Below are 26,086 nucleotides of genomic sequence, written 5' to 3'. Positions count from 1 at the left end.
GGTGGTGGCGAGGTGCGACACGAACCCGTACCTCTCCCCCGGCAACTGGGCATGTACCCGTACCGCGGGCACACGGTGCTGGAGTTCCGGGGTGAGATCGACATCGTCTCGGCGACGGAGATCGGCCCGTTCGTCGACCGGGCCACCGACCGGCCCGGGGCGCGGATCGTGATCGACCTGCGGCCCGTGGAGTTCTTCGACGGCTCGGGGCTGCGGCTGCTGTACCGGGCGCGCGTCCGGGTGCTGGAGCGCGGCGGGCAGTTGCACCTCGTGTGCACGCACCCGCTGACGCTGCGCGTGTTCCGGGTCACCGGTCTGGCCCGGCTGCTCCCCCCGCAGCCGAGCCTGGACGCGGCCCTGACCCGCTCCGGGGCCGCGTCCGGCTCACTGTGACCCCGGCCGGCCGCATCTCACACATGACGCACCGGTCTGCTCCGGCTGTTGACGGGCATGCGGTCAACAGGAAGGAGGACCGTCGCGATGACGACTTCCGTGAGGCGCCTGCCGGGGTGGGCCAAGGCCGTGGCGGCGCTCGTGCTGGTGCTCGCCGTGCTGTTCGCCGGCATCCGGCTGGCCGTACTGCCCGGCATCAAGGACCTGTTCGGCACCGAGACCCATGACCGCTCCGGCCCGGCTCTCCTCAAGTCCATCCAGGACATGAGCCGTTACGACGCGGCGTCGGGCAACTTCCAGGTCGTCGTGGACCTGGACAAGGACGCGAAGTTCCTGCCCGACGCCATCCGCGGCACCCGCACCCTGTACGTCGGCGCGGGCACCGTGGACGCCTACGTCGACCTGGGCCGGGTCGGCGACAAGGACGTGACGGTCAACGACGACCGTACGTCCGCCACCATCCGGCTGCCGCACGCGCGGCTCGGCAGGCCGGCCCTCGACCCCGACCACTCCTACGCCGTGTCCAAGCAGCGCGGGCTGCTGGACCGGCTCGGCGACCTGTTCTCCGACAACCCCAACAGCGAGCAGGCCGTGCAGCAGCTCGCCGTCCGGCACATCGGGGACGCGGCACACACCAGCGGGCTGACCGCCCGGGCCGAGCGCAACACCACCGGCATGCTCCAGGGCCTGCTGCGCTCCCTCGGCTTCACGGAGGTGCACATCGCGTACGGCACCTGATCAGGAACCGAGAATCCCCGGCAGGGCCAGCGCCCCCAGCACGGTCGCGCCCACCAGCAGCCAGGCCACGTAGTCGCCCACGTGCCCGGACTGGAGGCGCCTGAGGGGTGCGGCCCAGCCGGGCGCGGCCACCCAGCCGGGGCGGCTGACCGCGAGCCCGGCCAGCGCCAGGGCCAGCAGGGCGGAGGCCACGCCCAGCAGGACGCCGGGCAGGGTCCAGTGCGCGGAGGCGTGGGCGCCGCCCGAGCCGGCCTCGTTCACGGAGCGGGCGACCAGGGCGCCGAAGCCGGGGGCCAACCCGACGGCGAGGGCGGCGGCGAGCAGCACGGCGGGCACGATCGTCATGGTGTCCGGGATCCGGCGCAGCGGGCCGGACGTCTCGGGTTCCTCGTCGGAGCCGCTGGTCTCGTACTCCGCGTCCCCGGGGCGCGGCCCGAGGCCCAGGAAGACGCGGGCGGTGACCCGCAGGACCGCGCCGGCGGTGATCGCGGAGGCCGCCACGTACACCACGGTGAACGGGCCGCCGACCGCCTCCTCGGTGATCGCCTTGCCCAGCGCCGTACCGAACGGCGGCAGGCCGGCCAGGCCGAGGCCGCCGACGGCGAACATCACGGCGGTGGCGCGCAGCTGCCCCCGGGCCCGGCCGTGCAGCGCGTGCTCGTCGACGCTGCCGAACCGGTCCAGCAGGACGCCCGCGCAGGCGAACAGCGCGGCCTTCACGCCGGCGTGCCCGAGGAGGTACAGGGCGACCCCGTCGTCGCCCTCGGGGGTGAGGACGCCCAGGCCGACGAGGAACAGGCCGGTGTGGGCGACGGTGGAGTAGGCGAGGAGCCGTTTGATGTGCCGCTGGTACCAGCACATGACGGCGCCGGTCACGGCCGTGAGGGCGCCGAGCGTCACCAGGGCGCGGGTCAGGTCGGCGGCGGGGATGCCGCCGGGTCCGGCGAAGACGGTGCCGTACACCCGCCATACGCCGTAGGCGCCGAGTTCCACCATGACGCCGGACAGGAGCATGCAGACCGGGGTGGGGGCGACGGCGTGCGCGTCCGGGAGCCAGAAGTGGAACGGCACGGCCGCCGCCTTCACCAGCAGCCCGGTCAGCACCAGCACGAAGGAGGCGAGGACCAGCGCGTCCGGCCCGCCCGGCCCGGCGGCGGCGTCGAGCCCGCGGCCGATCTTCGCCATGGCCAGTTCGCCGGTACGGGCGTACAGCAGGGCGATGCCCATCAGCATCGCGTACGCCCCCAGGGAGTTGACGATCCCGAAGGTCAGGGCGCCCTGTACGGCCTTGGCCTCGTCGATGCGGTAGCCGGTCAGGGCGTAGGCGACCACGCTCATCAGCTCGAAGAACACGAACGCGTTGAACAGGTCGCCCGCGACGGCGAAGCCGCACATGGCTCCCTGGAAGACCAGCATCAGCGCGGTGAAGGAGCCGGTGCGGTCGCGCGGGGGCTCGTCGAAGTAGCGCCAGGAGTAGGCGAGCGCGGCCAGGGTGAGCAGTGAGGCCAGCGCGGCCATGCCGAGCGCCGGGCCGTCCCCGACCACGAGGATGCCGACGCTCTCGCCGTCGACGGGCAGCCAGCCGCCGACCCACTCGACCATCGGCGGGGCGGAGTTCAGCAGCAGGATCAGCGCGAGGGCGGCCGTGCCTGCGGAGACGACGAATCCGGTGAGTTCGGCGGCGATCCGGGGCAGATGGCGGCCCGTGGCCACCAGCAGGGCGGCGCCGAGCAGCGGGATCGCGACGAGCAGCGGGATCAGGTGGTGCATCAGCCGCGCAGCTCCCGCAGTTCGTCGGGGTCGACCGTGCCGTGCCGTTTGGCGATCTGGAGGACGAGGGCGAGCAGCAGCGCGGTGACGGTGGCGCCGACGACGACGTCGGTGAGGGTGAGGGCCTGCACGACCGGGTCGACCAGCGGCCGGGAGCCGGGCTTCATGTCGGAGAAGACGGGTGCGGTGCCGCCGTCGCGGTAGCCGACCGCCAGCAGCAGGACGTAGGTGGCGGACTGGCAGACCGCGAGGCAGCCGACGGCGTGGATGAGGTTCCGGCTGGTGGCGAGGCCGTAGCAGCCCGTCAGGAAGATATAGGCGGCGACCGGGTACGGCAGGACGTGCATCACGGTGTTCCCCTCCCGTGCTCTTCCTCGATCTCCACGGCCTGGTCGAGGAAGTGGGCGAGCAGGACGACGACCGCGCTCGCCACCTCCATGCCGATGGCCGCGTTCAGCAGGGGGACGGTGCCGCCGGACGACAGCGTGTTGAACGTGCCGTACGGCAGCAGGGTGTTGGCCAGGAACGCGGTGCCGGCGAGGATCCCGGCGGCGCCGAGCACGAGGTAGGAGGAGACGGCGAGCGCGTCGGTGGTCTCGTAGACGCCGAGCGGGCGGACGCGTTCCAGCGCGTGGTAGTCGGCGCCCAGGTAGAGCAGGTGCAGGGCGGTCGCGGCGACGACCCCGCCCTGGAAGCCGCCGCCGGGACTGAGCTGGCCGTGGGCGATGACGTACAGGCCGGTGACCAGGGCGACGGGCAGCACGAGCAGGGCGTAGCGGCGGACCGGACGGGCCACGTCGGCGGGTTCGGGCCGTGCCCGGTGCTCGTCGCGGGCCTCGCGCAGCAGCACCACGCAGCCGAGGACGGCGGCGAACAGGATGCTCATCTCGCCGAGGGTGTCGTAGGCGCGCTGGTCGAAGTTGACGGAGGCGATGGTGTTGGCCGTGTGCCGGGAGAGGGCGGCGCGGACGGCGCGGTCGCCGTACGGGTGGCGGGACCCGCCGAAGCCGGGCAGGTCGAGGCAGGCCGCGACGAGCAGGGCGGCCAGGCCCGCGCCGCCGACGGCCAGCAGCCACAGCCGCAGCCGGTTCACCCGTCCTCCTCCTCGGAGCGGCCCCGACGTCTGATCTTGCGCACCGACAGCATGATCAGCAGTGGGGTGAGGGCGGAGCCGACGGCGAGCTGGGACAGGCCGACGTCCGGGGCCTGGAGCACGGTGAACAGCGCGGCCAGCAGCACGCCCAGGAAGGACAGCACGAGCGCCTGGCGGGCGGGATCGCGCTGGGCCACGGCCGCGGTGGCGGACCCGGCCACGAGCAGCAGCACGACGACGATCAGGGCGTCGGACACACGGCACCCGCCTTCCACGTGCCGGCGGGCGCGCGCCCGCCCCGCGGGGCGTACCGGCGACCGGCCGCACCCGGCGTCCCGTCAGCCACCCCGCACCCCCCGGTATCCGCCCGCCAGGGCGCGGGAGGCGATCACGTTGCCGCTGATCAGCAGGGCGCCGATCACCAGGAGCTTCACCGTCGCCCGGCCCGGGGCGCCGGCCACGCACAGGGCGAGCACGACCGCCGCGCCCAGGCCCGCCGCCGTCCAGGTCAGGGGCCACGCGCCCGGGCGTTCCCCGGCCAGGTCGTCGGAGAGCAGCCGGGCGAAGACGAGCGTGCCGACCGGGCCGAGCAGGGCCAGCAGCAGGGCGAGGTCGACGTAGGAGGGGCGGCCGTAGCCCTGGGCGAGGAGCAGCAGGGCCGGGCAGACGGCGGAGGTGGTGAGGTTCTGGGCGACGACCCGGCGGGCCGGCGGGCCGGTGGTCACGCCCCACAGGGCCGCCGCTCCTCCCCCGCCCAGCTCGACGGTCGCCGCGAGGATCCAGCCGTTCACCGCCAGCTCACCGCCCGCCGGCCGGTCCGGGCGAGGAGCGCGCCCACGGCGGCGCAGCTCGCGCCGACGATCCGCTCCAGGGTGTCGACGGTGCTGATCAGCACCAGCCACAGCAGTGCCAGCACCGCCCACCAGGCGAGGAGTTCACCGGCGGCGAGGAGGGCCGCCCGGGGTGCCGTACGACGGGTCACGCAGCACCTCCTGGGTCCGCTGTGCTCGGATACGCGGCGATGTGTCCACCATGCCGCTGGGGGCATCCAAGCACCGCCGGACCCGGGCGGGAGCGGCGGCACGCGGGTCCGCACCCGGAGTGCCCCTCAGGCGTGAACGGAAACCACGGGTGCGGGCCGGACGGCGGGCATCCTGTGCCGCGGTGGGGGTAACCGACGTTCGGACCGCGGAAGTTGACGAGTGGAGGAGCACATGGCCCGTACCGTGCCGCGCCTGCCGGAGATCCTGCGCGCCGCCCGGAAACGGCAGCCGGCCGAGGAGGTCCGCCCCGCCCGGAACCGGCCGCCGGCCGACGAGGGGCGCCCCCGGTCCACCCGGACGTGGTGGCCGGCCGAGAGGCTGCGCCTCCGGTCCGCCGCCCGGCGGCGCCCGGCCGCGGACACCCGGGAGCGACCCGCCGAGGAGGGCCGCCCCCGGCACGTGTGGCCGCTGCCCGTCCGGCTGCTGGCGATCCTCGTCGCCTTCGCGTGCATGGTCGCGTTCGCCGTCGCCCTGGCCCGCATCACGCTCCAGCCGTCGCCCGCGTCGGTGCCGCTGACGCACAGCAACCTGCACCCGGGCCGCTCGCTCCGGGCCTACCTGGAGCAGGCGTCGCTGCGGGACGCGCTCCGGCAGCTCGGCGGCAACGTGCTGCTCGGCGTGCCGTTCGGGGTGCTGGTGCCGGTCCTCGCGCCGCGTGCCCGGGGTGTGCTCCAGGTGCTCGCGCTGACGGCCCTCGTGATGCTGATGGTGGAGCTGGTCCAGGGGGCGCTGGTCACCGGGCGGGCCTTCGACATCGACGACGTCATCCTCAACACGGCCGGGGCGCTGCTGGGTTGGCTGCTGCTGGGGCGGAGGCTCGGACGGGGGGTGCACCGGCGCGTGCGTGAGCCGTCCGCCGGCTGATCGTCAGCGACAGGTCCGTACCAGAGTATTGACGGCCCCTTATCTCACTCCTTAAATCAAGAGGCGCACCGCTCACGCCCCCACATGAACGGAGAGCCATGGCCTCCCCACGCCTGCTCCGCAGATGTCTCCTGGCCGCCCTGTCCGCGGCACTGATCGGCTCGGCCGCCGTCGGCCCGGCGCGGGCCGACACCGCCGCCCCCACGGCGGCGGCCGTCACCACCTTCTCCGACAGCTTCGACGGGCCCGCGGGCGCCGCGGTCGACTCCTCGAAGTGGACCCTGGAGACCGGCGACAACGTCAACAACCACGAACGGCAGTACTACACCTCGGGCACGAAGAACGCGGCCCTCGACGGCCAGGGCCACCTGGTGATCACGGCCCGCAAGGAGAACCCGGCCGGCTACCAGTGCTGGTACGGCAGCTGTCAGTACACCTCGGCCCGGCTGAACACGGCCGGGAAGTTCAACGCCCAGTACGGCCATGTGGAGGCGCGGATGAAGATCCCGCGCGGCCAGGGCATGTGGCCCGCCTTCTGGATGCTCGGCACGCCGGTGAACTGGCCGGACTCGGGTGAGATCGACGTCATGGAGAACGTCGGCTTCGAACCCTCGACCGTGCACGGCACCATCCACGGTCCCGGCTACTCCGGCTCGGGCGGCATAGGCGCGGCCTACTCGCTGCCGAACGGGCAGGCCTTCGCGGACGCCTTCCACACCTTCGCCGTCGACTGGGCACCGGACTCGATCACCTGGTCGGTGGACGGCAACGTCTACCAGCGGCGCACCCCGGCCGACCTGGGCGGGAAGACCTGGGTGTTCAACAAGCCGTTCTTCCTGATCCTGAACCTCGCGGTCGGCGGCTACTGGCCGGGCGACCCCGACGGCTCCACGCAGTTCCCGCAAGCGCTGGTGGTGGACTCGGTGTCGGTGACGACGAGCGACAGCGCCGCCGGTGTGCCGATCCGGGGCCTGGCGGGCAAGTGCGTGGACGTGGCCGGCGCCAACCCCGCGAACGGCACCCCGGTCCAGCTCTACGACTGCAACGGCACGGCCGCACAGTCGTGGACCGTGGGCTCGGACGGCACGCTCCGGGCGCTCGGCAAGTGCCTGGACGTCAGCGGCGGCGGCACCGCCGACGGTACGCCCGTCCAGCTGTGGGACTGCAACGGCAGCGCCGCCCAGAAGTGGGCCCTCCCGGCGGCCCGCGACATCGTCAACCCGCAGGCGAACAAGTGCCTCGACGTCACCGGCAACAACTCGGCCAACGGGACACGGTTGCAGATCTGGACCTGCACGGGCAGCGCCAACCAGAAGTGGACGGTCGGCTGACCCTGCCCCGCCGGCCGGTCAGTGCAGCGTCCAGGTGTACTTGTCGCCGCCCACCCAGCGGACCGCGTCCGGGTCGTCCAGGTCGTGGATGGGTATGCCGTACGAGGCGGCCGTCTCCAGCACGTCCGTGATGGTCCTGGCCTCACCGACCACCTGACCGTCGATCTCCATGATCCGGAAGGGCGGCTCGCCGTGCCGGCCCGGGCACACCCCGAGGACCAGGATCCGCGGGCGGGAGATGTGGGGGGCTGCTTGTTCGGTCATGCAATCGAGGGTAGAACGCAACCCGCGCCGACGGGTCATCCGCCGGAGCCGTCGAGGAGATCGAGTACGGCCGCCTCGACGGCTCCCTGCGTGGCCGGACGCCCGAACTCCCCGTGTTCGCCCAGCCGGGTGAGCGCGGGGGCGACGGTGACGCCCTGCTCGAACAGCTCGAAGACCTTCGGGTCGATGTACGACGTCCGGCACACCGCGGGCGTGTTGCCCAGGTAGTGGCTGACCTCACGGACGGCCCGGGCGAGCTGCCGGCGCCGGGCGGCCTCGGTCGCCCGGGCGCCCCGCGCGGTCACGGAGACCGCCACGGCGGCCAGCACGGTGGCGTGCCAGGTGCGGAAGTCCTTGGCGGTGACGTCGGTGCCGGACAGCCGGCGCAGGGCCTCGTTGAGGTCGTCGCCGCGCAGGTCGTGCCAGGCGCCGTGGTCCCAGTAGGCGAGGAAGCGGTCGCCGCCGCGCGGGCGGCGCAGCAGGGACCGGGCGACCGCGTGCACCTGCTCGTCGACGAGGGCGCGGACCATCTCGGTGCCGCCCTTGGCCGGGTAGCCGAAGCTGATCTCGCCGCGTGCGCAGCCGACGTGCTCGCGGAGCATGGTCGTCAGGCCGTAGGTCTCGCTGGTGCGGGTGTGCCGGTCGCTGCCGATGCGGAAGAAGCCGAGGTCGAGCAGGCGGACCGCGCAGGCGGTGACCCGGTCCCGGCTCAGCCCCCGCCCGGCGAGGTCCACCGCCACCTTGGCGCGCAGCTCGGGCAGGGCCCGCGCCACCTGCCGTACGTGCTCGTGCTTGGCCCTGTCCTGCTCGGCCCGGAACCGCTCGTGGTACAGGTACTGCCGGCGTCCGGCGTCGTCGGTGCCGACGGCCTGGAGGTGGCCGTTGGGCCAGCGGCAGATCCACACGTCGCGCCAGGCGGGCGGGACGGTCAGGGCGCGGACGCGGGCGAGCTGCTCGGGGTCGGTCAGGGGCTCGCCGGCGCCGTCGACGTAGCGGAAGCCCCGGCCGCAGCGGACGCGCGTGTAGCCGGGGCCGTCGGGCGAACTGGTGCGCAGCCTCACCGCGGTCTCCCCCCGGCCTCGTCGCACCGTCCCCGCCGCCTCAGGGCCGGCGCCAGTCGTCGCTGGTCAGATGGGAGCCGGCCTGCGGGCCCATGCGCAGCATGCCGCCGTCGACGCTCCACGAGGCGCCGGTGACGTAGGAGGCGTCCGGGCTCGCGAGGAACGCGATCACGGCGGCGACCTCGCGGGCGTCGCCGGGCCGGCCGAGCGGCACGCCGGGACGGCGCTCGCCGCGCACGTCGGTGTCCTCCTGGCCGGTCATCGGGGTGGCGATCTCACCCGGCGCGACCGCGTTCACGGTGATGCCGTACTCGGCCAGCTCCAGGGCCATCACCTGGGTGAGCAGTCCGAGCCCGCCCTTGGCCGCGCAGTACGGGGCCGCGCCGACCCGCGGCTGGTGCTCGTGCACGGAGGTGACGTTCACGATCCGGCCGCCGCCGCCCTGCCGGATCATGCGCCGCGCGGCCCGCTGCCCGAGCAGGAACGGGCCCACGAGGTCGACGTCCAGGACCCGGCGCACATCCGTGAGCGTCAGGTCGAGGTAGGGGGTCATCGTGCCGGTACCGGCGTTGTTGACGAGGACGTCGATCCGGCCGAGCTCCTCGCACAGGTCGTCCACGGCGTCGGCGGCCTCGGGCAGCCGGGTCAGGTCCAGCCGGCTCACGGCGGCACGGCGGCCGTGCGCGCGGACCTCCTCCGCCGTCTCCTCGGCGCCCTTCTCGTCCGTGTGCCAGGTGATGCCGACGTCCAGGGCCGCCTCGGCCAGCCGTACGGCGGTGGCCCGGCCGATGCCGCTGTCCGCGCCGGTCACCACGGCCGTTCGCCGCGCATCCGGTACGGACATGACGGGCCTCCTCACGGTGGGTCACGTGCACGGGTCACGCAGTACCCGGGGGCGGTGGGGACAAACGGACCCGCCACCGCGGACCCGGAAGGCGGCCGGTCGCGCGGTTCCCCGCGCCCCTCCGGGGCGCCTGGTGCACCCTTGGTTCCCATGGACCCCGTCGCCGCCCTCGACCGGATCGCGTTCCTCCTGGAGCGGGCGCTCGCGCCCACCTACCGGGTAAGGGCCTTCCGTACCGCCTCCCGGACGCTGGCCGCGCTGCCCGAGGGCGAGGTGGCCGAGCGGGCCGCCGCCGGGACGCTGGAGTCGCTGAGGGGTGTCGGGCCGAAGACCGCGCAGGTGGTGCGGGAGGCGCTGGGCGGCGAGGTGCCCGGGTACCTGCGCAAGCTGGAGGAGGAGGCCGGGGCGCCGGCCGGCGCCGAGGGGGTCGGGGCCGGGCTGCGGGCGCTGATCCGCGGGGACTGTCACACGCACTCGGACTGGTCCGACGGCGGCAGCCCGATCGAGGAGATGGGGCGGGCGGCGGCCGGGCTGGGACACGAGTGGGCCGTGCTCACCGACCACTCGCCGCGGCTGACCGTGGCCCGTGGGCTGTCGCCCGCGCGGCTGCGGGAGCAGTTGGCGGTGGTCGCGGAGCTGAACGCGCGCTGGGCGCCGTTCCGGCTGCTCACCGGCATCGAGTGCGACATCCTGGACGACGGCTCGCTGGACCAGGAACCGGAGCTGCTGGAGCGGCTGGACGTGGTCGTGGTGTCGGTCCACTCCAAGCTGCGGATGGACGCCCGGTCCATGACCCGGCGGATGGTCGCCGCCGTGCGCGATCCGCACGCCGACGTCCTCGGGCACTGCACCGGGCGGCTGGTCACGGGCCGGGGACGGCCCGAGTCTCAGTTCGACGCGGACGAGGTGTTCGCGGCGTGCGCCGAGTCGGGGACCGCCGTGGAGATCAACAGCCGCCCGGAACGGCTGGACCCGCCCCGGCGGCTGCTGCGCCGGGCGGTCGACGCCGGGGTGCTGTTCTCGGTCGACACCGACGCCCACGCGCCCGGCCAGCTGGACTGGCAGATCCTCGGCTGCGCGCGGGCCGAGGAGTGCGGGGTGCCGCCCGAGCGCGTGGTGACCACCTGGTCGGCCGACGAGCTGCTGGACTGGACGCGGGAGGGCCGGCTGCCGGCACGCGTGGCGGGTTCCGGGCGTGGTACCCGTTCCGGGAACTGACCGCGAGGACCCTGGGGCCGGCAGGAAGGACCCGGGGCCGACGGAGAGGACCCGGAATGGACCGTGCCGCCGTGTTCGACGTCGACGGGACCCTCGTCGACACCAATCACCTGCACGTCGTGACCTGGTGGGAGGCGTTCCGGCAGGCGGGCCACGAGGTGCCCATGCACGCCGTGCACCGGGCCGTCGGCCTCGGCTCCACGGACCTCGTCGCCCATCTGCTCGGCGACGACCGCGACCGGGACGAGGACGCCGCGCTGAGCGCCGCGCACACGGCGCTGTACGGCCAGTACTTCGACCGGCTCCCCGCCCTGCCGGGGGCCGGCGAGCTGCTGCGGCGGCTGCACGGGGACGGCTGGACGGTGGTCCTCGCCACCTCGGCGAGCGGTGCCGAACTCGGTGCGCTGCGCCGGGCGATCGACGCGGACGACGCCATCGCGGCCACGGCGAGCGCGGACGACGTGCGGGAGGGCAAGCCGGCCCCGGAGCCCGTGGAGCACGCGCTGGAGCTGGCCGGGGTGCCGGCCTCGCGGGCGGTGTTCGTCGGGGACACCGTGTGGGACATGCGGGCGGGCAGCAAGGCCGGCGTGCGCTGTCTGGGCGTGCTGTGCGGCGGCATCCCCCGGGCCGACCTGGAGGAGGCGGGGGCGGAGGCGGTGTACGCGGACCCCGCGGACCTGCTGGCGCGGCTGGCCGGGAGCCCGCTGGGCTGAGCGGTTCCGGTGGTGACGCACGTCACGCGAGGGGCTGGAACACCTGGGTGTGGTTGCCCGTTGAACAGGCCGTGGGTGCGGATGGGACAGTGTCCCCGGGCCTCACCTTTTGCCCACAGGGACGATCGTTCGGCTGAAGCCCTGTGGAGCGTCTCGCCGAGAGGCGACCGCCATCCGCCCCCACCACCTGACCGCCCCGGTCGTGATTCCCCCGTCACGGCCGGGGCTTCCCCGTGCCGCCCCCGTGCCGCGTGTGCGGACTCGGCGCCCGGGTACCCGGCCGCTCGTCGCAGCCTCCGCCGTGCCGACGTAAGGAGCCGAAGGTGAGCAGCTCAGCGGGCAGCAGGGTCGTCGTGACAGGCGCCACCGGCAACGTCGGGACGAGTGTGGTGCGCCTGCTCTCCGAGGACCCGGACATCAAGTCCGTGCGCGGGCTGGCCCGGCGGACGCCCGAGTGGTCGCCGCCGAAGACCGAGTGGTCCGCCGTCGACCTCGCCGCGGACCGGGCGAACCTCGCCGAGCGGTTCGAGGGTGCCGACGCCGTGATCCATCTGGCCTGGGCCTTCCAGCCGACGCATGATCCGGCCACCACCTGGCGGACCAATGTGCTCGGAGGCATCCGGGTGTTCGAGGCGGTCGCCGCGGCCCGGGTGCCGGTGCTGGTGCACGCCTCCTCCGTCGGGGCGTACTCGCCGGGGCCGAAGGACCGCCCGGTGGACGAGTCCTGGCCCACGCACGGCTGGCCGGACGCCGCGTACTGCCGGGAGAAGGCCTACCTGGAGCGCACGCTGGACGTGTTCGAGCGCGACCACCCCGAGGTGCGGGTGGTCCGGATGCGGCCGGCGTTCCTGTTCAAGTGGGAGTCCGCGAGCGAGCAGCGACGGATCTTCGGCGGGCGGTTCCTGCCCGGTCCGCTGGCCCGGCCGGACCTGCTGCCGTTCCTGCCGGACATCCCCGGCCTGCGGGTGCAGGCGCTGCACACGGACGACGCCGCCGAGGCCTACCGGCTCGCGGTGCGCTCGGACAGCGCCCGGGGCGCCTTCAACCTGGCCGCCGATCCCGCGCTGGACGCCGGTGTGCTCGCCGAGCTGCTCGGCTCCCGGCCGGTCCGGCTGCCGCGTACGGCGGCCCGCTCGGCCATCACCGCCGCCTGGGGACTGCACCTGCTGCCCGCCTCGCCGCACCTGTTCGACGCCGTGCTGCGGCTGCCGCTGATGGACTGCGCGCGGGCACGCGCCGAGCTGGGCTGGGAGCCCCGGCACACGGCGACCGAGGTGATCCAGGAGTTCCTGGACGGCCTGCGCAAGGGCGGTGGGCTGGAGACCGAGCCGATGCGCGGGCGGAAGGTCGGCTGAGCGCGTCCGGAGCACCGAACGAGCCGACGAGGAGCGGAGAAGACCATGACGGTGCGGAAACCTGGCTCCGGGTCCGGAGCCGAGCAACGGCCGGTGCCCCGGGACATGCCCGACCAGCAGGCCCGGCCCGCCGAGGATCCGTGGGACGTGTCCCCGCGGCACACCGCCGGCGACGAGCCGGACGAGGACGTCGCACCGGACACGGACGAGGCCGGCACCGGCCCCCGGGGCGCCCCGCGGCCGGGCACGGTACACCCGGAACACCCGACCCCGGACGAACCGACGGCCTGACCCCGAGGCCCGTGGGCCGGAGCGCGGGGCCGTGCGCCTTGCTCCCCCGGCCGGCCCGCCCCTGCCCCTCAGTGCGGGGCGCGTTCCTGGAGCGCTGTTCGCCAGGCGGGCAGGCGGACCTCGGCGGCCGGTTCCGGGCGGCGCCCGCCGCTGGCGAAGAAGTCGGCGAGCGGCAGGATCGCGGCGCCGACGGTGACCGCGTCCGGGCCCAGCCGGCCGAGGTCGATCGTCACCTTGTCGGCCGGGTGCCGCAGGGCGTACGTCGCCGCATGCCGGCGTACGGCGGGCAGGAACCGCGTGCCGAGCTGGAGCCCGGCCCAGCCGCCGATGAGGATCCGCTCGGGCTGGAAGAGGTTGATCAGATCGGACAGGCCGGCACCCAGGTACTCGGCGGTCTCCTCCAGGACGGCCAGCGCGACCGGGTCGGCCGTATCGCCCTCGGACGGGTACGCGGCGGCGAGCATCGCGGTGAGCGCGGTCTCCTCGTCGGTGTCCTCGGGCGGCCGGCCGCCCTCCTCGCGCCAGCGGGCGAGCAGCGACTCGGCGCCCGCGTACGCCTCCAGGCAGCCGGGCGCGCCGCAGCGGCAGCGGCGCCCGCGCACCCGTACCGTCAGATGGCCCCACTCCACGGCCCGCCCGTGCTCCGCCTCGGGGGTGACCAGGCAGGCGCCGACGCCGGAGCCGAAGAGCACGACGACGGCGTTGCGGGCGCCGCGCCCGGCGCCGAACCACATCTCGGCCTGGCCGAGCGTCTTGGCGCCGTTGTCGATGAGGTACGGCACTGCGTCGGGGAGCCGGGAGGCCGAGCGGAGCAGTTGCTCCAGCGGGACCGCGTCCCAGCCGATGGTCTGCCCGTGCACGACGGCACCCCGGTCCGGAGTGCGCTCGACGATGCCGGGGACGCCGACCCCGACGCCGAGCAGCCGGTCGGGGGCGGCCTGTTCGGCGGTGAGGACCTCGGCGACGCCGTCGCGGATGTGGCCGGCGATGACGTCGACGTCGTAGCCCTGCGGGGTCAGCGGGCGTTCGGCGCGGGCCAGTTCCGTGAGGGCCAGGTCGAACAGCTCGACCCGGACGCGGGTCTCGCCGACGTCCACGCCGATCATCTGGCCGCTGTGCGGGGCGACGCGCAGCAGCGTGCGCGGCCGGCCGCCGTCGGAGTCGACGCTGCCGGCCTCCTCGACCAGTCCGTCGGCGATCAGGTCCGCGACCACGTTGCTGACCGAGCCGGAGCTGAGTCCGGTGGCCGGGCCCAGCTCGAACCGGCTGAGCGGGCCGTCGAAGTAGAGCCGCTGGAGCACCGCCGTCCGGTTGCCTCGTCTCAGGTCGCGTACCGTGCGCCCGTTGCGCGCCGCCATGTGGCTCCCTTCACGAACCCTGCCCGACCTGCAACATACCCCTTCGGACAGCCGGGGCGCGACATTCCCCCAACCCTTAGTTCACGCTATGAGCTAAGGCGGAGACATATGATCTCGTCCAGCGCGGCGACAAGTTCCGGCGCGACGGTCTGCCGGGTCCACCGCCGCCGCTCCGCGTCGACCGCCCGGGGAACCGTCTCGACCAGCATGATCAGGTAGAGGTAGGCGCGGTAGAGCGCGAGCCGCAGCCGCTCCGAGCGGTCGAAGCGGACGCGGCCCCCGGCGTCCCGGTAGCCGGCGAGGAAGTCCTGGTCCTTCTCGATGTCGTCCAGCAGGGCGAGGGAGACGAAGTCGGCCAAGGGGTCGCCCCAGAACATGCGCTCGCCGTCGACGAGTCCGCCGACGCGGGGTCCGGCGGGGGTGCGGTGGACCAGGATGTTGCCCGGCCACAGATCGAAGTGGACGGCGCGCGGGACGGTGACCTCCTCCAGTACCTCGTGGCCGGAGCGGAGGATACGGGCCACCTCGTCCACGGGGCACGGCAGGTCGGCCGCGTGGTCGCGGGCGTCGGCCAGCACGGCGTCGGTCATCGCGGTGAACGCCGTCCGCCAGTCCGGGGCGAGCGGGCCGAGCGCGCCGGACGGATAGCCGAAGCCGGGGCCGGTCACCCGGTGCAGCCGGGCCACGTGGCCGCCCAGCTCCCGGCGCAGGGCGGCCTGTTCGACGACGGTGAGGGACTCGTCCCAGGGGATGCCCGGGCAGTGGGTCTGGAGGGTGTGCCGTGCGGCGGGGCCGCCGTCGGTGCACACGGTGCGGGGCGCGGGGACGCCGGCCTCGGCGGCGGCGCGGCAGAACTCCTCCTCCGAGCGCAGCAGCCGGGACTCGTAGCGCAGGCCCGGCGCGTCCGGCGCGGTCTTCAGCACGTAGCGGCGGCCGTCGGTGAGCCGTAGTTCCTCGACGGTGTTGTAGGTGCCGCCGCCGAGCGGGCGCACCCCGCCCGGCCGGGCGGGCGGCAGGCCCGCAGCGGCCAGGACCCGCCGGGCCCGTTCCTCCGTGTCCCGCACCCCGCACCCCTCCCCCGGCGGCTCATCCCGCCGCGTACACGTCCTCCACGTAACGCCCGTCCGCCACCAGCGTGTCGAGCCACCGTTCGGCCGCGGCCTCGTCGGCGCCGGGGGTCCGTTCGCGGTACAGGGTACGGAAGGCGGCGCGGACGCCGGGAGCCATCCGGGCGCCGTCGCCGCAGACGTACACCCGGGCACCGGCGCCCAGCAGCTCCCAGATCTCGCCGGCCTCCGCGGCGATGCGGTGCTGGACGAAGGCGGCGCCGTTCACGGGCGCGGCGCTGAAGGCGGGGCGCAGCGAGACCGCGCCGGTCCGCTCGGCGGCCCGCAGCTCCTCGGCGTGCAGGTAGTCGGCGTCCGGGGCGTCGCAGCCGAAGTAGAGCAGTCCAGCGGGGAGCCGGGCGCCGGTACGGCGGGCGGCCAGGCGGTCGGCGACGGCACCCCGGAACGGGGCGAGCCCGGTGCCGGCGGCGACCATCACGACCGGTGCCGCGTGGTCGATCCGGAACGCCTCGCGGCAGGGCTGGACACGGGCGTACACGGTGTCACCGGGCCGCAGGGAGGCGAGGTGACCGGAGCCGGTGCCCCGGTGACGGCCCTTGCCGGAGCGCGCGGGGGCGTCGAGCACGGACACCATGAGGTCGGCGTGGCGGGGGTCGGCCGCCGGTGCGGAGGAGATGGAGTAGTGGCGGGGGCGCAGCGGGGTCAGCAGATCGAGCAGGAGCGGCCAGTCCAGGGCACCGCGCAGGGCGGGGTGGTCCTCGGCCAGTTCCACCAGGGTGCGCGGGTCGTCGCCGGGCAGGGCGGCGAGGGCGGCGCGCTCGGGCGGGCAGGGGTTGGCCTCGGCGAGGAGGGCCGACTGGCGGCTGGTCGGCCGCTCCTGCAACTCGACGTGGTGGGTGAGCAGGTGGCGTACCGTCACCGGCCGGTCGACGGCGAGGGCTCCCCCACGCTCGGCTTCGCCCGCGCGGGGGCGGGGACGGGTCGCCCGGATGTCCAGGACGGCGTCGGCGTCGAGGCCGAAGGCGGCGACGGCACGGTCCACCAGTTCGGGAGCGTTGGCGGGCAGCACGGTCAGGTGGTCGGCGGTGCGGTAGGTGACGCCCTCGGGCAGGGCGACGCGCAGGAACCGCTTGGTGCGCGGATGACCGGGCGCGGTGAGGTCACGGGCCTCGGTGACCGTCATCGGGACCAGCCCGTGCCGCTCGGCGAGGGCGTCCAGCGGCCCGCCGGACAGGGTGCGGACCGCGTAGGCGTGGGCGGGCTCGTCCGTGGTGTCGTGGCCGGCGTCCGGGTCGCCGTAGGCGCTGAGCAGCGCGGAGCGCACGCGGGCGGTGAACTCCCGTACGGCACCGGTGAGATCCCCGGAGGCGTCGGCGGCGGCGCGCTCGGTGAGCCGGGTGGCGCCGAGTTCGGCGAGGCGGGCGTCGATCCGGGTGGGGACCTGCTGGTAGGTGGCGGCCCAGTTGCGGTCGCCGACGCCGAGGACGGCGTAGGTCACTCCGGTCAGGTCGGGGGTGCCGTCGAGCCAGGCGGTGAAGGCGACGGCGTCGTCGGTGGGGCGGCCGTTGTAGGAGGCGGCGGCGATGACGACGGGCCGGTCGGTGGGCAGCCCGTCCGCGTAGGCGTCCAGGGCGGCGACCTCGGTGGCGCAGCCGACGGCGGCGGCCTCGTCGGCGAGCCGGGCGGCGAAGTCCCGGCAGGTGCCGTAGTTGCTGCCGTGCAGGAAGAGGGCGCGGGTGCCGGGGCGGACCCGGGCCGGGAGGGCGTCCGGGGCGGGGGTGCCGGCGGCGGGCGCGGTGGCGGCGCCGGGCAGGGGCGCGTGCACGCGGTCGGCAGGGGTGCGCGGGGTGAGCGTGAGGGTGAAGCCCTCGGGCTTGAGGGTGAGGGTCTCCTTCACGGTGAGCCGGTAGCCGGCGTGGTCGTGCAGCCGGTAGCGGTGGACCAGCAGGGCGAGCAGCATGGTCGCCTCGTGCAGCGCGAACTGCCGTCCGATGCAGGCGCGTTCACCGGTGCCGAACGGCTTGAAGGCGTGCACCGGACGCGCCGCCTCGGCCTCGGGGGTGAACCGCTCGGGGTCGAACAGCTCGGGGTTGTCGCCCCACACGGGCCGGCGGTGCAGCATCGGCGCGAGCACGGTGACGGCCTGGCCGGCGCGCAGCGGGATCCGGCCGCCGAGCAGGGTGTCCTCGCGGGCGTGCCGGCTGAACGCGGCGGCCGTCGGCCACAGCCGCAGCGCCTCGTTCAGGACCTGGCGGGTGTAGGTGAGCCGGCCGACGTCCTCGTACGACGGCTCGGGGTCGGCCGTGTCGCCCCACAGCGCGTCGGCCTCGCGCTGCACGAGCCGCAGTACGGCGGGGTGCTTGGCGAGGTAGTAGAGGGCGAAGGACATCGCGCCGGAGGTGGTCTCGTGGCCGGCGATCAGGAAGGTGATGACCTGGTTGCGGATGTTGGCCGCGTCCAGGGTGGTGCCGTCGGCGGGGTGCGGGGCGCTGAGCATCAGGCCGAGCAGGTCCTCGGCGCCGCTCTGGTCGATGCCGGTACGGGCGGCGATGACGTCGTCCACGACCCGGGCGAGGTGGTCGGCGTCCTTCCGGAAGGCCGCGTCGGCCGCCGCGTGGTCGGTGCCGGGGGTGCGGGCCAGCCGGGTCATGCTCCACTCCAGGCAGCGGACCATCGACTCCACGAAGGGGTGCGGCTCGGCGCGCTCGAACGACCCGAAGTCGTAGTCGAACCCGGCGAGCCCGATGGTGTCGAGGGTCATCCGGGTCATGTCGTCGGGCACGTCGACGGGCCGGCCGGCCCGCGCCGCACGGTCCCAGGCGTCGATGAGCCGCCGGGCCACCTTCAGCATCACCGGGTGGTAGGTGCGCATCGAGCCCAGCGCGAAGGCGGGCATCAGGATGTCGTGCGCCTTCGCCCAGTTGGGCTCGTCGTTGTACGCCGTGAACAGGCCGTCGGCGGCGAACTCCCGCACGTTTCTCAGGGCGGGCCCGACGTGCTTGGCGAACCGCTCCTCGTCGGCCAGGTCGGCGACCAGGTCAGCGTCGGCGACGAACATCACGTCCCGCCCGTGCAGCCGCCGCACCAGCACCGGGCCGTGCTCCCGCATCAGCTCCATGGTCTGCTGGATGGGCGTGCGGCCGGGGCCGGAGGCGGTGATGTCGACGAGGGGGACACCGGTCAGGGTTCCGGCCGGTTCGGGGCGCAGTGCGGTGGGGGGCATGGCGCGGCAACTGCCTTTCGCGGTAACGGATGTACTGCGTCCAGGGTGGTCGACGGGCGGAGGGCACCGGGGCCATGGCACTACACGATCGTGTAGTGGAAAGTGCCCGCCGGGACTTGCGCGCGCGGGGGCGCCACGGCCGGGGGCCGAAGCCTCTCCGCCAAGTTGCCGCTGACCTGGCCCTTCCCCTTGGATGAGGTGCCATGGAAGCGGAACGGGCCGACGCGGTGGTGTGGCGCAACCGTGCGCTGGTGCTGTTCGACCGGGTGGCGGTACCGGTGGCCGTGTGCGATGTGTACGGCCAGGTCGTCCTGGCGAACCCCGCCATGGCGGCGGAGTGCGGTACGACCCCTGGGCGGCTGCGCGGCCGGCATGTGCTGGAGCTGTTCCGGCCGCAGGAGGCCGGCCAGGTGGAGCGGATCGCCGAGGCGCTGCGCCTGCGGCACCGCTCCCGCTACCAGGTGTCGGTGTGCTGGCGGGCGCCGGGCGGGGCCGAGCGGCACGGGGAGCTGACGGCGGACCCGGTGAGCGACAGCGTGGAGGAGACACCGACGCTGCTGGTGATGCTGCGGGTCCTGGGCGAGCGCCCGGCACCGGAACCGGAGCCGGTACGGGTCACGGACACGGAGCGACGGGTCCTGGCCCTGCTGGCGGGCGGCGCCACGACGGCCCGCGCCGCCCGCGAACTGGGCCTCACCGGGGACGGCGTCAGCTACCACCTGCGCCGCCTGTCGGCACGCTGGGGCGCGACGAACCGCACGGAACTCGTGGCCCGAGCCTACGCGATGGGGGTACTGGCCACGGGGGTGTGGCCACCGGAACCGGGGCGGGGGACGGGGGCGGGAACGGGGAGTGAGTAGCGGGCGGGTAGGCCGGGGCACTCCGCCGAGGCCGGGGCACTCCGCCGGAGCCGGGGGCCGGCCCGGCGGGGAGGTCGGGTCGTCGGGGGGATACCGACCGTGACCGGAGCGGGGGTGCTCGGGCAGGGCAGGCCGTGGGGAGGCACGAGGCACGTCGGGGAGCACGCCCGCCGTGGCCGGGGCGGGCCCAAGTCGGCGGTGGCGTTGCGGTGGGGAGCCGTCCAAGCGGCGGCAGCCCCCGGCGGCGGCACCCGCCGAAGCCTGGTGGCGCCGAAGACGTGGTGGCGGCACCCGCCGAAGCCTGGTGGCGGCGTCCGCCGAGGACGTGGTGGCGACACCCACCGAAGCCTGGTGGCGACATCCACCGAAGACGTGGTGGCGGCATCCGCGGCGGCCACGACCCGGCCTTCCGGGAACCTCAGCCGTTGCGCTCCGGAGGGCTCTGTACCGCGGCGGAGCCCGTGGGAGCCAGGGCCGCGGGGCCCCCGGGACCGGTCGCGGTGTCCGTGCGAGGCGGGACGGCAGGCGGCGGGGGGAGCCTCGCCGTTCCCGCGCCCTCGGGGGATCCGAAGCGGGCCAGGGTGTGCCAGACCATCTTGAGCGCCTGGAGGTCGTACCGGGCGCTACGGGCCGCGTCGCCGATGACGCGGGGGGTGATGAGGCCGCGCTCGGCGATGCGGGCGCCCAGGTCGGCGTACCGCGGGCCGCGGTAGTCGGCGTGCCGGCGCAGTGCGGTGACGGTGAGGCGGTAGCCGGGGTGCCAGACGAGCGGGAAGGGCAGGCGCCGGGCGGCCGTCTCCACCGGTGTGCCCCGGTAGCTCGCGTCCAGTACCAGCGCCTCCACGTCCCGGTCGAGCAGCACACCCCCGTGCACATGGGCCTCGATGTAGTCGTTGAGGGCGTCCTGCTCGTCGGCCTCGGCGAGGGCGATCAGCGGCATGGCGCCGGCCACGCCGAAGTCGCCGGGCTCGGTCGAGCTGTCCGGGTAGCAGAAGGTGGCCCGGGCCAGGGCCGCTCCGGAGAGCCTGAGGTGCGAGGAGCCGAAGCGGGGGGCCGCGCCGACCACCTGGCGCCGGAAGTCCAGCGCGCCGTACACCGGACGCTCGGCCGGGTCGGCGTCGTCGTAGGCGCCGCCGAAGATCCGGCTCTCCCAGCGCGTCCGGTCGCCGCCCGGGTGCGCGGTGAGGCCGCCGTTGCTGGTGCCGGTGACGAACTGCGAGTGGTACGCGCCGTCCCGCGCCAGCGACTCCAGGATCGGCAGTCCACCGGAGATCCGGTCGGGGTGGAAGTTGAGCGTGATGCGCAGACCGGAGTCGAGCGGTGGGCCGGACGCGGTGCCGGCGACATGGTCCAGCGCTCGCCGGGCACGCCGCGGCAGCCCTTGCAGCCCCTGGCGGAAATCCATTGGCCCACCCCCATGTGGCTAAATAGGATAGCTGCGAACCTAGAGCCTCTAGGTTCGTTCGTATGACTGGCAATCCGGAAGGATCCCCCATGAGATCGCTCACCGAGCAGGACATCCGCAACTCGTTTATCAACTGCTCCAAGGGCGAGGCCAAGCGCCTGGCCGTCCCGCGCGATCTCGGTGACCGCCCCTGGGGCGATCTGGACTTCCTCGGCTGGCGCGATCCGGGCGCTCCCGACCGCAGCTATCTGGTCATGGAACGGGACGACCGGCTCGTCGGCGTGGCCCTGCGTTTCCCGCCCGCGCAGCGCGGCTTCCTGCACCGGAGCATGTGTTCGCTGTGTCTGACCACGCATCCCGGCGGCGGGGTCTCACTGATGACCGCGCGGAAGGCGGGGGCGGCCGGCCGGGAGGGCAATTCGGTCGGGCTGTACATGTGCACCGACCTGGCCTGTTCGCTGTATGTGCGCGGCAGGAAGGTCCCCGAGTCCGGCACCCGGTTCGAGGAGAGCCTGACGCTGGAGGAGCAGATCGCGCGTACGACGGGCAATCTGGCCGCCTTCGTCGACAAGCTGTATACGTAGGAATCTGGAGTAAATCAGGCGGAACCGGTCCGCGAACGGCTACGTTCGACGCACCCGATGAGCGGGAACAGGCCAAGGGATGCGCGAACGAAAGTTGACCACGGGACTACTGCGACTGGCGAAGCGCCGCCGGGAGCCGGTGGTCGTCCAGACACTGCGGTCGGCCACGGCCGCGACCATCGCCTACGTCATCGCCCTCCGGCTGAGTCCCGAGCCGGCCCCGCTCACCGCGCCGCTGACCGCGCTGCTGGTCGTCCAGGTGACCTTCTACGCCACGCTCACCAACGGCATCCGCCGGGTGAACTCGGTGGTCGCGGGCGTCCTGGTCGCCATCGCCTTCAGCGTGCTGGTGGGCCTGACCTGGTGGAGTCTCGCCCTGCTGATCGTCGCCGCGCTGGCCGTGGGACACCTGGTCCGCGTCGACGAGTACGTCGCCGAGGTGGCGATCAGCGCCATGCTGGTGCTCGGGGTCACCACGGTCGGGTTCACCGCCTGGGCGCGGATCGTCGAGACGCTGATCGGCGCGGTCGTCGGCACCGCCTGCAACCTGCTGCTGCCACCCCCGGTGTGGGTGGACGAGGCCGGCCGGTCCATCGAGGACCTGGCCCGGCGGGTGCGCCAGCTGATGCTGCGGATGGGCGAGGAGGCCGGGGGCCGGATCCCCTGGGAGCGGGCGGCCGAGCGGCTGCACGAGGCGCGCCGGCTGGACCACGACATCGTGCGGGTGGACGCGGCACTGCGGCAGGCGGAGGACAGTCTGCGGCTCAATCCCCGGGTGAAGGAGGGACTGCTGCACCGGGTGGTGCTGCGCACGGGTCTGGACACGCTGGAGATCTGCACGGTGGTGCTGCGGGTGCTGGCCCGCTCGTTCACGGACCTGGCGAAGGCCCGTGAGCCGGAGGAGCTCTTCCCGCCCCGGGTGGGGGCGACCGTGGAGCAACTGCTGTCGGAGATCGCCGACGCGGTGGTCAGCTTCGCGGTGCTGGTGACGACCCACCTGAGCGAGAACGCGGAGTCGGCGGAGGCACGGCTGTCGGCCGAGCTGCACACGGCGGCCGGCACCCGGGACCGGCTGGCCGAGCTGCTCCAGGAGGAGATCCGCAAGGACTGGGCGCACTGGCAGCTGCTCGGGGCGGTCCTGACCGAGACGACCAGGATCATCGACGAGCTGAACACCGAGCACCGCACCCGCCGCCTGCTGGAGGAGCTGGACCGGGTCTCGCGCGGGCAGCGGACCAAGCTGCCCCGGCTCGCCTTGCTGCGCGACCGCCTCGGGGTCCAGGAGGAGCTGTGGCGGAACCACGCGGGGTTGGGCGAGCGTCATCGGTGAGGAAGCCGCCGGGGCGGTCCGGCGCCGCGGGGGCGTACGGATGAGCGCTTCCGGCACCGCGAGAGAGGGAACGTACGGACGGCCGCTGACGGCGCCGCGAGGGGAAGGGCGTACCGATGGCCGGCGACGGAGTCCGGATCGACGGGAACACGCTGCGGTTGCCCGGCGGGGTGGCGGTGCGGTTCGTCCGCGCGCTGCGCCTGCCGGAGACCGGTACGCATCCGCTGCCGCCGGGGCTGGGCGAGTTCCCGGTGCGGCGGGTGGCCGACCACGCCGACCGGGTGCCCGCGGGGATGCGGGCGCGCGGCGGCGTCATGCTGCCGGTGTACCCGCGCGAGGCGATGTGGCTCAGCTTCGCCGCGTCGGAGCCGGCCGCGCTCCAGGTCGGTGTGGGCAAGGTGTGCGCGGTGTCCGGCGAGCCCTGGCGCGACTCGCTGTCCCGGCGTCCGCAGAACTAGGTGGTGCTGCCCCGCCAGCCCTGGCTGGACGGCGTCAACTCCGGCAGGGGCACGGTCCGCCAGTTCGTGGCCGTACCGCTGGGGCTGGGCTCGACCGTGGAGGGGCAGGTCACCGGCGAGGAGGCGTGGGGCGGCGTCCAGCTCCGGTCGTTCCCGCTGAAGGAGGACGCCCTCGCCGAATGGCGGCGCCTGGAGAATGAGCGGCAGCGGCGCCTGGCCGACGCACGAGGCGGTTACGGCGCGGCCCTGCCCATGGCCGCCCCGGCCCCCGGCGGACCCCCCGGAGTGGCGCCGTCCGCGCCCGTCGCGGCCTTCGGCGCTCCGCCCGCCCCGGCCGCCGCTCCCCCGCGGCGCGCCACGGCCATGGGGCTCGGCGTCGGCGGCTCGATGCGGCAGGAGGTGTACCGGGACGACCGGCCGCCGGGCGACTGGTCCGAGCAGCCCGCCGGGCGGGTGTTCGCGCACCTGGTCACGCCCCCGGAGTGGCGCCGGATCACCGGCGAGGCACCGCCGCCGTCACCGGTGGACCGGGCGGCGTACACCCGGGCGGGCCTGCCCTGGTACGACTACTACGACGCGGACGCCGAGGACCTCGCCCCCACGCCCACCCTGGAGGCGGTCGAGCCGGTCGGCGAGTGGCTCGGGGACGACCTGGAGCCGTGGCGGGCGCCGTCCGCCGACCAGGTGACACCCCTGAAGGACGCGCCGGGCAAGCCGGTGGCGGACGGGGACCGGTAGCCACCGCCGGCGGTGCGTGCCGCGCGGCTGCCGTTGCCCGGCTTGCCCTCGGCGGCCCGCGCAGGCCAAGGTGGCTGTCACGAGCGGGGGCACCGACGACCTGGGGTAGCGGTATGGACACGGAGGCAGGGACGGCGGGAGCAGGGTCTCCCCTCCCCCGGCGGGACCGGGACCCGGACCGGGAGCACGGCGGCTGGACCAGACGCCGGTTCGTCGGCGCCGTGGCCGGTACGGCGGCGGTCGTCATGGTGCCGTCCCCGGCGGCCCCGCCGACGGGCACGCCGGCCGGGCGGGGCGAGCCGCAGGCGGCCCCGCCGCCCCGGAGGCCGTCCGGACCGCGCCCGCTGTACGTGGGCACCTACACCTCCGTCGAGGGCGGCGGCACCGGCATCGGCCTGGCGTCGTACGACCCCGAGTCGGGCCGGATCACCGGGTCCGGCACGCTCACCGGGGTCCCCGACCCGTCGTACCTCGCCGTGCACCCGGACGGCCGCACGCTGTACGCGGTGGACGAGCGGGAGGAGGGCGGGGTGACGGCCGTACGCCTCGCGGACCGGCGGGTTCTCGGGAGCCGGAGCACCGGCGGCGCGGGCCCGTGCCATCTGTCGGTGCATCCCTCCGGGCGCTGGCTGCTCAGCGCCAACTACGGTTCGGGCAGTGTCGCCGTGCACCCGATCGACGCCTCGGGCGCGCCGGGCGAGCGCACCGCTCTGGTCACGCACAGCTCTCCGCCGCCCGGCCCCGGTCAACAGGGGCCGCACGCCCACCAGTTCCTCACAAGTCCGGACGGCGGGCACGTCCTCGCCGTGGACCTCGGCACCGACACGGTCTACACCTACCGCCTCGACCAGACGAAGGGCACGCTCGCGGAGGCGGCGCGGGCACGGACCCGGCCCGGCGCGGGACCGCGCCATCTGACCTTCCATCCGGGCGGCCGGTACGCCTACCTGGCCAACGAGGTGGACGACACCGTGGCCGTGTGCGCGTACGAGCCGGGAAGCGGGCGCCTGACGATCGGCGAGCCGCAGTCGACGGGGTCCGGTGGCGGCACGAACTATCCGGCGCAGATCCTGGTGACGGCGAACGGCCGGTACGCGTTCCTCGCCAACCGGGGCCACAACAGCCTCGCGCGGTACGCCGTCGAGGACGGCGGGGCCCGGCTGCGGCTGCTCGGCACGGTGCCGGTGGGCGGGGACTTCCCCCGGCAGATCGCGTTCTCGCCCGACGGCCGGCTGCTGTTCGCGGCGAACCAGCGCTCGGGCACGGTCACCGTCTTTCGCGTCGACGCGGACAACGGTGAACTCCGCCCGGCCGGTGAGCCGTTCGCGTCACCCGTCGCCGTCTGCGCGCTGCCGCTGTAGCGCCCGGGGGCAGGCGGCGGCACTGGCCTGGGCGAGCAGGGCGTGCACGCGCTCGGTGAGCTGGGTGACGTCGTCGGCGGGTGTGTGGAAGGGCAGTCGTACGTCGCCGTGGGCGCGGGTGCGTTCGATGCGCAGGGTGAGTCCGTGCCGGTCGACGGCGAGCGGTGCCACCCGGGTCGCGGCGTGCAGGCTCTCGGGCCGCACCAGGCGGGTGAGCCGCTCGACGGCGTCCGGGTGGGCGTCGGCGAGGTGGGTGAGCAACCGGGCCTCGGCGCCGGCCAGGGGGTCGGGCCGGGCGGCGGTGAACTCGTCCAGGTCGACCACCACGGCCCCGGCGGGCCGGCGCAGCACCACGCGGGTGGGCCGGAAGAGGAGGGCTCCCCCGGACGGGGCGAACCAGCCGGACAGGAAGAGCCGGGCGCGGATGCGGTGGCGCACCGGTACGGGCGCCACGTCGGCGAACTCCAGCAGGGCGGAGGGTTCTTGGCGCGGGGCGCACAGCACCGCCCCGAACAGGGCGCTGTCGTCGGGCACCGCCAGCCGTACCGCGCCGTCCTCGGTCACGGTGTGCGCGCCGACGTACTCCTCGCGGACTCCGTCCGCGGTCACCGCGCACGACCAGGCGGCGGCCGACACCGAGCGTGCCTGTTCCGCCGCGCCTGGTGCGGCCGTCCAGTCCTGCGTGTCACCCATCCGAGACCTCCTTAGGTAAGCCTTGCCTAAC

26 protein-coding genes and 1 pseudogene are annotated in these 26,086 nt (G+C 74.6%); 13 read left to right on the top strand and 14 right to left on the bottom strand.

Going from position 1 to position 26,086, the window contains the following annotated elements; genetic code table 11:
* The first annotated feature begins 12 nt into the window (after positions 1-12).
* Both IE273_RS20870 and IE273_RS20865 read left to right on the top strand, forming a co-directional pair.
* Positions 13-393: an anti-sigma factor antagonist gene (locus IE273_RS20870; protein ID WP_229887310.1), complete on the top strand. Its 381-nt coding sequence runs from the start codon at positions 13-15 to the stop codon at positions 391-393.
* Between the two features lie 87 nt (positions 394-480).
* Positions 481-1,131 carry a DUF4230 domain-containing protein gene (locus IE273_RS20865; protein ID WP_189816692.1) on the top strand — a complete coding sequence of 217 codons (651 nt, stop codon included), beginning with the start codon at positions 481-483 and terminating at the stop codon, positions 1,129-1,131.
* Here the strand turns inward: IE273_RS20865 and IE273_RS20860 are convergent, their stop codons facing one another.
* The 6 genes from IE273_RS20860 to IE273_RS20835 form a co-directional block, all read right to left on the bottom strand.
* Positions 1,132-2,901 (bottom strand): complex I subunit 5 family protein, encoded by a 1,770-nt coding sequence (locus IE273_RS20860; protein ID WP_189816691.1) that lies wholly within the window; start codon positions 2,899-2,901, stop codon positions 1,132-1,134.
* Positions 2,901-3,248 (bottom strand): sodium:proton antiporter, encoded by a 348-nt coding sequence (locus IE273_RS20855; protein ID WP_189816690.1) that lies wholly within the window; start codon positions 3,246-3,248, stop codon positions 2,901-2,903. Before IE273_RS20855 ends, IE273_RS20860 begins: the two co-directional genes overlap by 1 nt.
* The gene (locus tag IE273_RS20850) at positions 3,248-3,994 is read right to left on the bottom strand and encodes an MnhB domain-containing protein (RefSeq protein WP_189816689.1); all 747 of its coding nucleotides are present in this window, start codon (positions 3,992-3,994) and stop codon (positions 3,248-3,250) included. Before IE273_RS20850 ends, IE273_RS20855 begins: the two co-directional genes overlap by 1 nt.
* A complete protein-coding gene (locus IE273_RS20845) occupies positions 3,991-4,251 on the bottom strand; it encodes a Na(+)/H(+) antiporter subunit B (RefSeq protein WP_189816688.1) in 261 nt (86 codons plus the stop codon). The genes IE273_RS20850 and IE273_RS20845 overlap by 4 nt, the downstream gene beginning before the upstream one ends.
* A gap of 81 nt (positions 4,252-4,332) precedes the next feature.
* On the bottom strand, positions 4,333-4,785 hold the full coding sequence (locus IE273_RS20840; RefSeq protein WP_189816687.1) for an MrpF/PhaF family protein: 453 nt from the start codon (positions 4,783-4,785) through the stop codon (positions 4,333-4,335).
* The gene (locus IE273_RS20835) at positions 4,782-4,976 is read right to left on the bottom strand and encodes a hypothetical protein (protein ID WP_189816686.1); all 195 of its coding nucleotides are present in this window, start codon (positions 4,974-4,976) and stop codon (positions 4,782-4,784) included. Before IE273_RS20835 ends, IE273_RS20840 begins: the two co-directional genes overlap by 4 nt.
* 232 nt (positions 4,977-5,208) lie before the next feature.
* Between IE273_RS20835 and IE273_RS20830 the strand changes: the two genes are divergently transcribed.
* Together IE273_RS20830 and IE273_RS20825 are read left to right on the top strand one after the other, a co-directional pair.
* Positions 5,209-5,901, top strand: coding sequence for a VanZ family protein (locus IE273_RS20830; RefSeq protein WP_229887309.1), 693 nt, complete (start codon positions 5,209-5,211; stop codon positions 5,899-5,901).
* A gap of 98 nt (positions 5,902-5,999) precedes the next feature.
* On the top strand, positions 6,000-7,232 hold the full coding sequence (locus IE273_RS20825; protein WP_189816684.1) for a glycoside hydrolase family 16 protein: 1,233 nt from the start codon (positions 6,000-6,002) through the stop codon (positions 7,230-7,232).
* Positions 7,233-7,250: 18 nt separating this feature from the next.
* Here the strand turns inward: IE273_RS20825 and IE273_RS20820 are convergent, their stop codons facing one another.
* From IE273_RS20820 to IE273_RS20810, 3 genes are read right to left on the bottom strand one after another with little or no spacing between them, the layout of a single operon-like run.
* On the bottom strand, positions 7,251-7,496 hold the full coding sequence (locus tag IE273_RS20820; protein ID WP_014676612.1) for a hypothetical protein: 246 nt from the start codon (positions 7,494-7,496) through the stop codon (positions 7,251-7,253).
* Positions 7,497-7,531: 35 nt separating this feature from the next.
* The gene (locus tag IE273_RS20815; protein ID WP_189816683.1) at positions 7,532-8,557 is read right to left on the bottom strand and encodes a DNA topoisomerase IB; all 1,026 of its coding nucleotides are present in this window, start codon (positions 8,555-8,557) and stop codon (positions 7,532-7,534) included.
* Positions 8,558-8,597: 40 nt separating this feature from the next.
* The gene (locus IE273_RS20810; protein ID WP_189816682.1) at positions 8,598-9,401 is read right to left on the bottom strand and encodes an SDR family oxidoreductase; all 804 of its coding nucleotides are present in this window, start codon (positions 9,399-9,401) and stop codon (positions 8,598-8,600) included.
* Between the two features lie 150 nt (positions 9,402-9,551).
* Between IE273_RS20810 and IE273_RS20805 the strand changes: the two genes are divergently transcribed.
* The 4 genes from IE273_RS20805 (at position 9,552) to IE273_RS20790 (ending at position 12,978) form a co-directional block, all read left to right on the top strand.
* Positions 9,552-10,619 (top strand): PHP domain-containing protein, encoded by a 1,068-nt coding sequence (locus tag IE273_RS20805; RefSeq protein WP_189816681.1) that lies wholly within the window; start codon positions 9,552-9,554, stop codon positions 10,617-10,619.
* 56 nt (positions 10,620-10,675) lie between these two features.
* Positions 10,676-11,332 carry an HAD family hydrolase gene (locus tag IE273_RS20800; protein ID WP_189816680.1) on the top strand — a complete coding sequence of 219 codons (657 nt, stop codon included), beginning with the start codon at positions 10,676-10,678 and terminating at the stop codon, positions 11,330-11,332.
* Between the two features lie 323 nt (positions 11,333-11,655).
* A complete protein-coding gene (locus IE273_RS20795; protein ID WP_189816679.1) occupies positions 11,656-12,687 on the top strand; it encodes an SDR family oxidoreductase in 1,032 nt (343 codons plus the stop codon).
* A gap of 45 nt (positions 12,688-12,732) precedes the next feature.
* Positions 12,733-12,978: a hypothetical protein gene (locus IE273_RS20790; RefSeq protein ID WP_229887308.1), complete on the top strand. Its 246-nt coding sequence runs from the start codon at positions 12,733-12,735 to the stop codon at positions 12,976-12,978.
* A gap of 68 nt (positions 12,979-13,046) precedes the next feature.
* Here IE273_RS20790 and IE273_RS20785 read toward each other — a convergent pair whose 3' ends face one another.
* The 3 genes from IE273_RS20785 to IE273_RS20775 all read right to left on the bottom strand — a co-directional run bounded on the left by IE273_RS20785 (position 13,047) and on the right by IE273_RS20775 (position 18,626).
* Entirely contained in the window at positions 13,047-14,336 is a 1,290-nt protein-coding gene (locus tag IE273_RS20785) for an ROK family transcriptional regulator (protein ID WP_189816678.1), read from the bottom strand.
* Positions 14,337-14,422: 86 nt separating this feature from the next.
* Positions 14,423-15,400 carry a phosphotransferase family protein gene (locus tag IE273_RS20780; protein WP_189816677.1) on the bottom strand — a complete coding sequence of 326 codons (978 nt, stop codon included), beginning with the start codon at positions 15,398-15,400 and terminating at the stop codon, positions 14,423-14,425.
* 22 nt (positions 15,401-15,422) lie between these two features.
* Positions 15,423-18,626, bottom strand: a complete 3,204-nt coding sequence (locus IE273_RS20775) for a cytochrome P450 (protein ID WP_189816676.1) — start codon at positions 18,624-18,626, stop codon at positions 15,423-15,425.
* Between the two features lie 203 nt (positions 18,627-18,829).
* Between IE273_RS20775 and IE273_RS20770 the strand changes: the two genes are divergently transcribed.
* Positions 18,830-19,486: a PAS domain-containing protein gene (locus tag IE273_RS20770; protein ID WP_189816675.1), complete on the top strand. Its 657-nt coding sequence runs from the start codon at positions 18,830-18,832 to the stop codon at positions 19,484-19,486.
* A 418-nt stretch (positions 19,487-19,904) separates the two neighbouring features.
* On the opposite strand, the gene IE273_RS20765 is transcribed toward IE273_RS20770, so the two are convergent.
* Positions 19,905-20,891 (bottom strand): DUF3626 domain-containing protein, encoded by a 987-nt coding sequence (locus tag IE273_RS20765; RefSeq protein ID WP_189816674.1) that lies wholly within the window; start codon positions 20,889-20,891, stop codon positions 19,905-19,907.
* Positions 20,892-20,980: 89 nt separating this feature from the next.
* Between IE273_RS20765 and IE273_RS20760 the strand changes: the two genes are divergently transcribed.
* The 4 genes and pseudogenes from IE273_RS20760 (at position 20,981) to IE273_RS20745 (ending at position 25,362) form a co-directional block, all read left to right on the top strand.
* Positions 20,981-21,475 carry an FBP domain-containing protein gene (locus tag IE273_RS20760; RefSeq protein WP_189816673.1) on the top strand — a complete coding sequence of 165 codons (495 nt, stop codon included), beginning with the start codon at positions 20,981-20,983 and terminating at the stop codon, positions 21,473-21,475.
* Positions 21,476-21,554: 79 nt separating this feature from the next.
* Entirely contained in the window at positions 21,555-22,805 is a 1,251-nt protein-coding gene (locus IE273_RS20755) for an FUSC family protein (protein ID WP_189816672.1), read from the top strand.
* Between the two features lie 116 nt (positions 22,806-22,921).
* Positions 22,922-24,001, top strand: a pseudogene (locus IE273_RS20750) (hypothetical protein).
* A 245-nt stretch (positions 24,002-24,246) separates the two neighbouring features.
* Positions 24,247-25,362 carry a lactonase family protein gene (locus IE273_RS20745; RefSeq protein WP_229887316.1) on the top strand — a complete coding sequence of 372 codons (1,116 nt, stop codon included), beginning with the start codon at positions 24,247-24,249 and terminating at the stop codon, positions 25,360-25,362.
* Here IE273_RS20745 and IE273_RS20740 read toward each other — a convergent pair.
* Entirely contained in the window at positions 25,330-26,055 is a 726-nt protein-coding gene (locus IE273_RS20740; protein WP_189816671.1) for a DUF2470 domain-containing protein, read from the bottom strand. The two genes, IE273_RS20745 and IE273_RS20740, sit on opposite strands and share 33 nt — an antisense overlap.
* Positions 26,056-26,086 lie beyond the last annotated feature (31 nt).

Origin of the sequence: Streptomyces olivaceoviridis (assembly GCF_014650115.1) — a bacterium.
GTDB classification, from domain to species: domain Bacteria; phylum Actinomycetota; class Actinomycetes; order Streptomycetales; family Streptomycetaceae; genus Streptomyces; species Streptomyces olivaceoviridis.
Note: the sequence above shows the minus strand (reverse complement) of the source record. Positions and strands in the feature narration are given on the sequence as shown.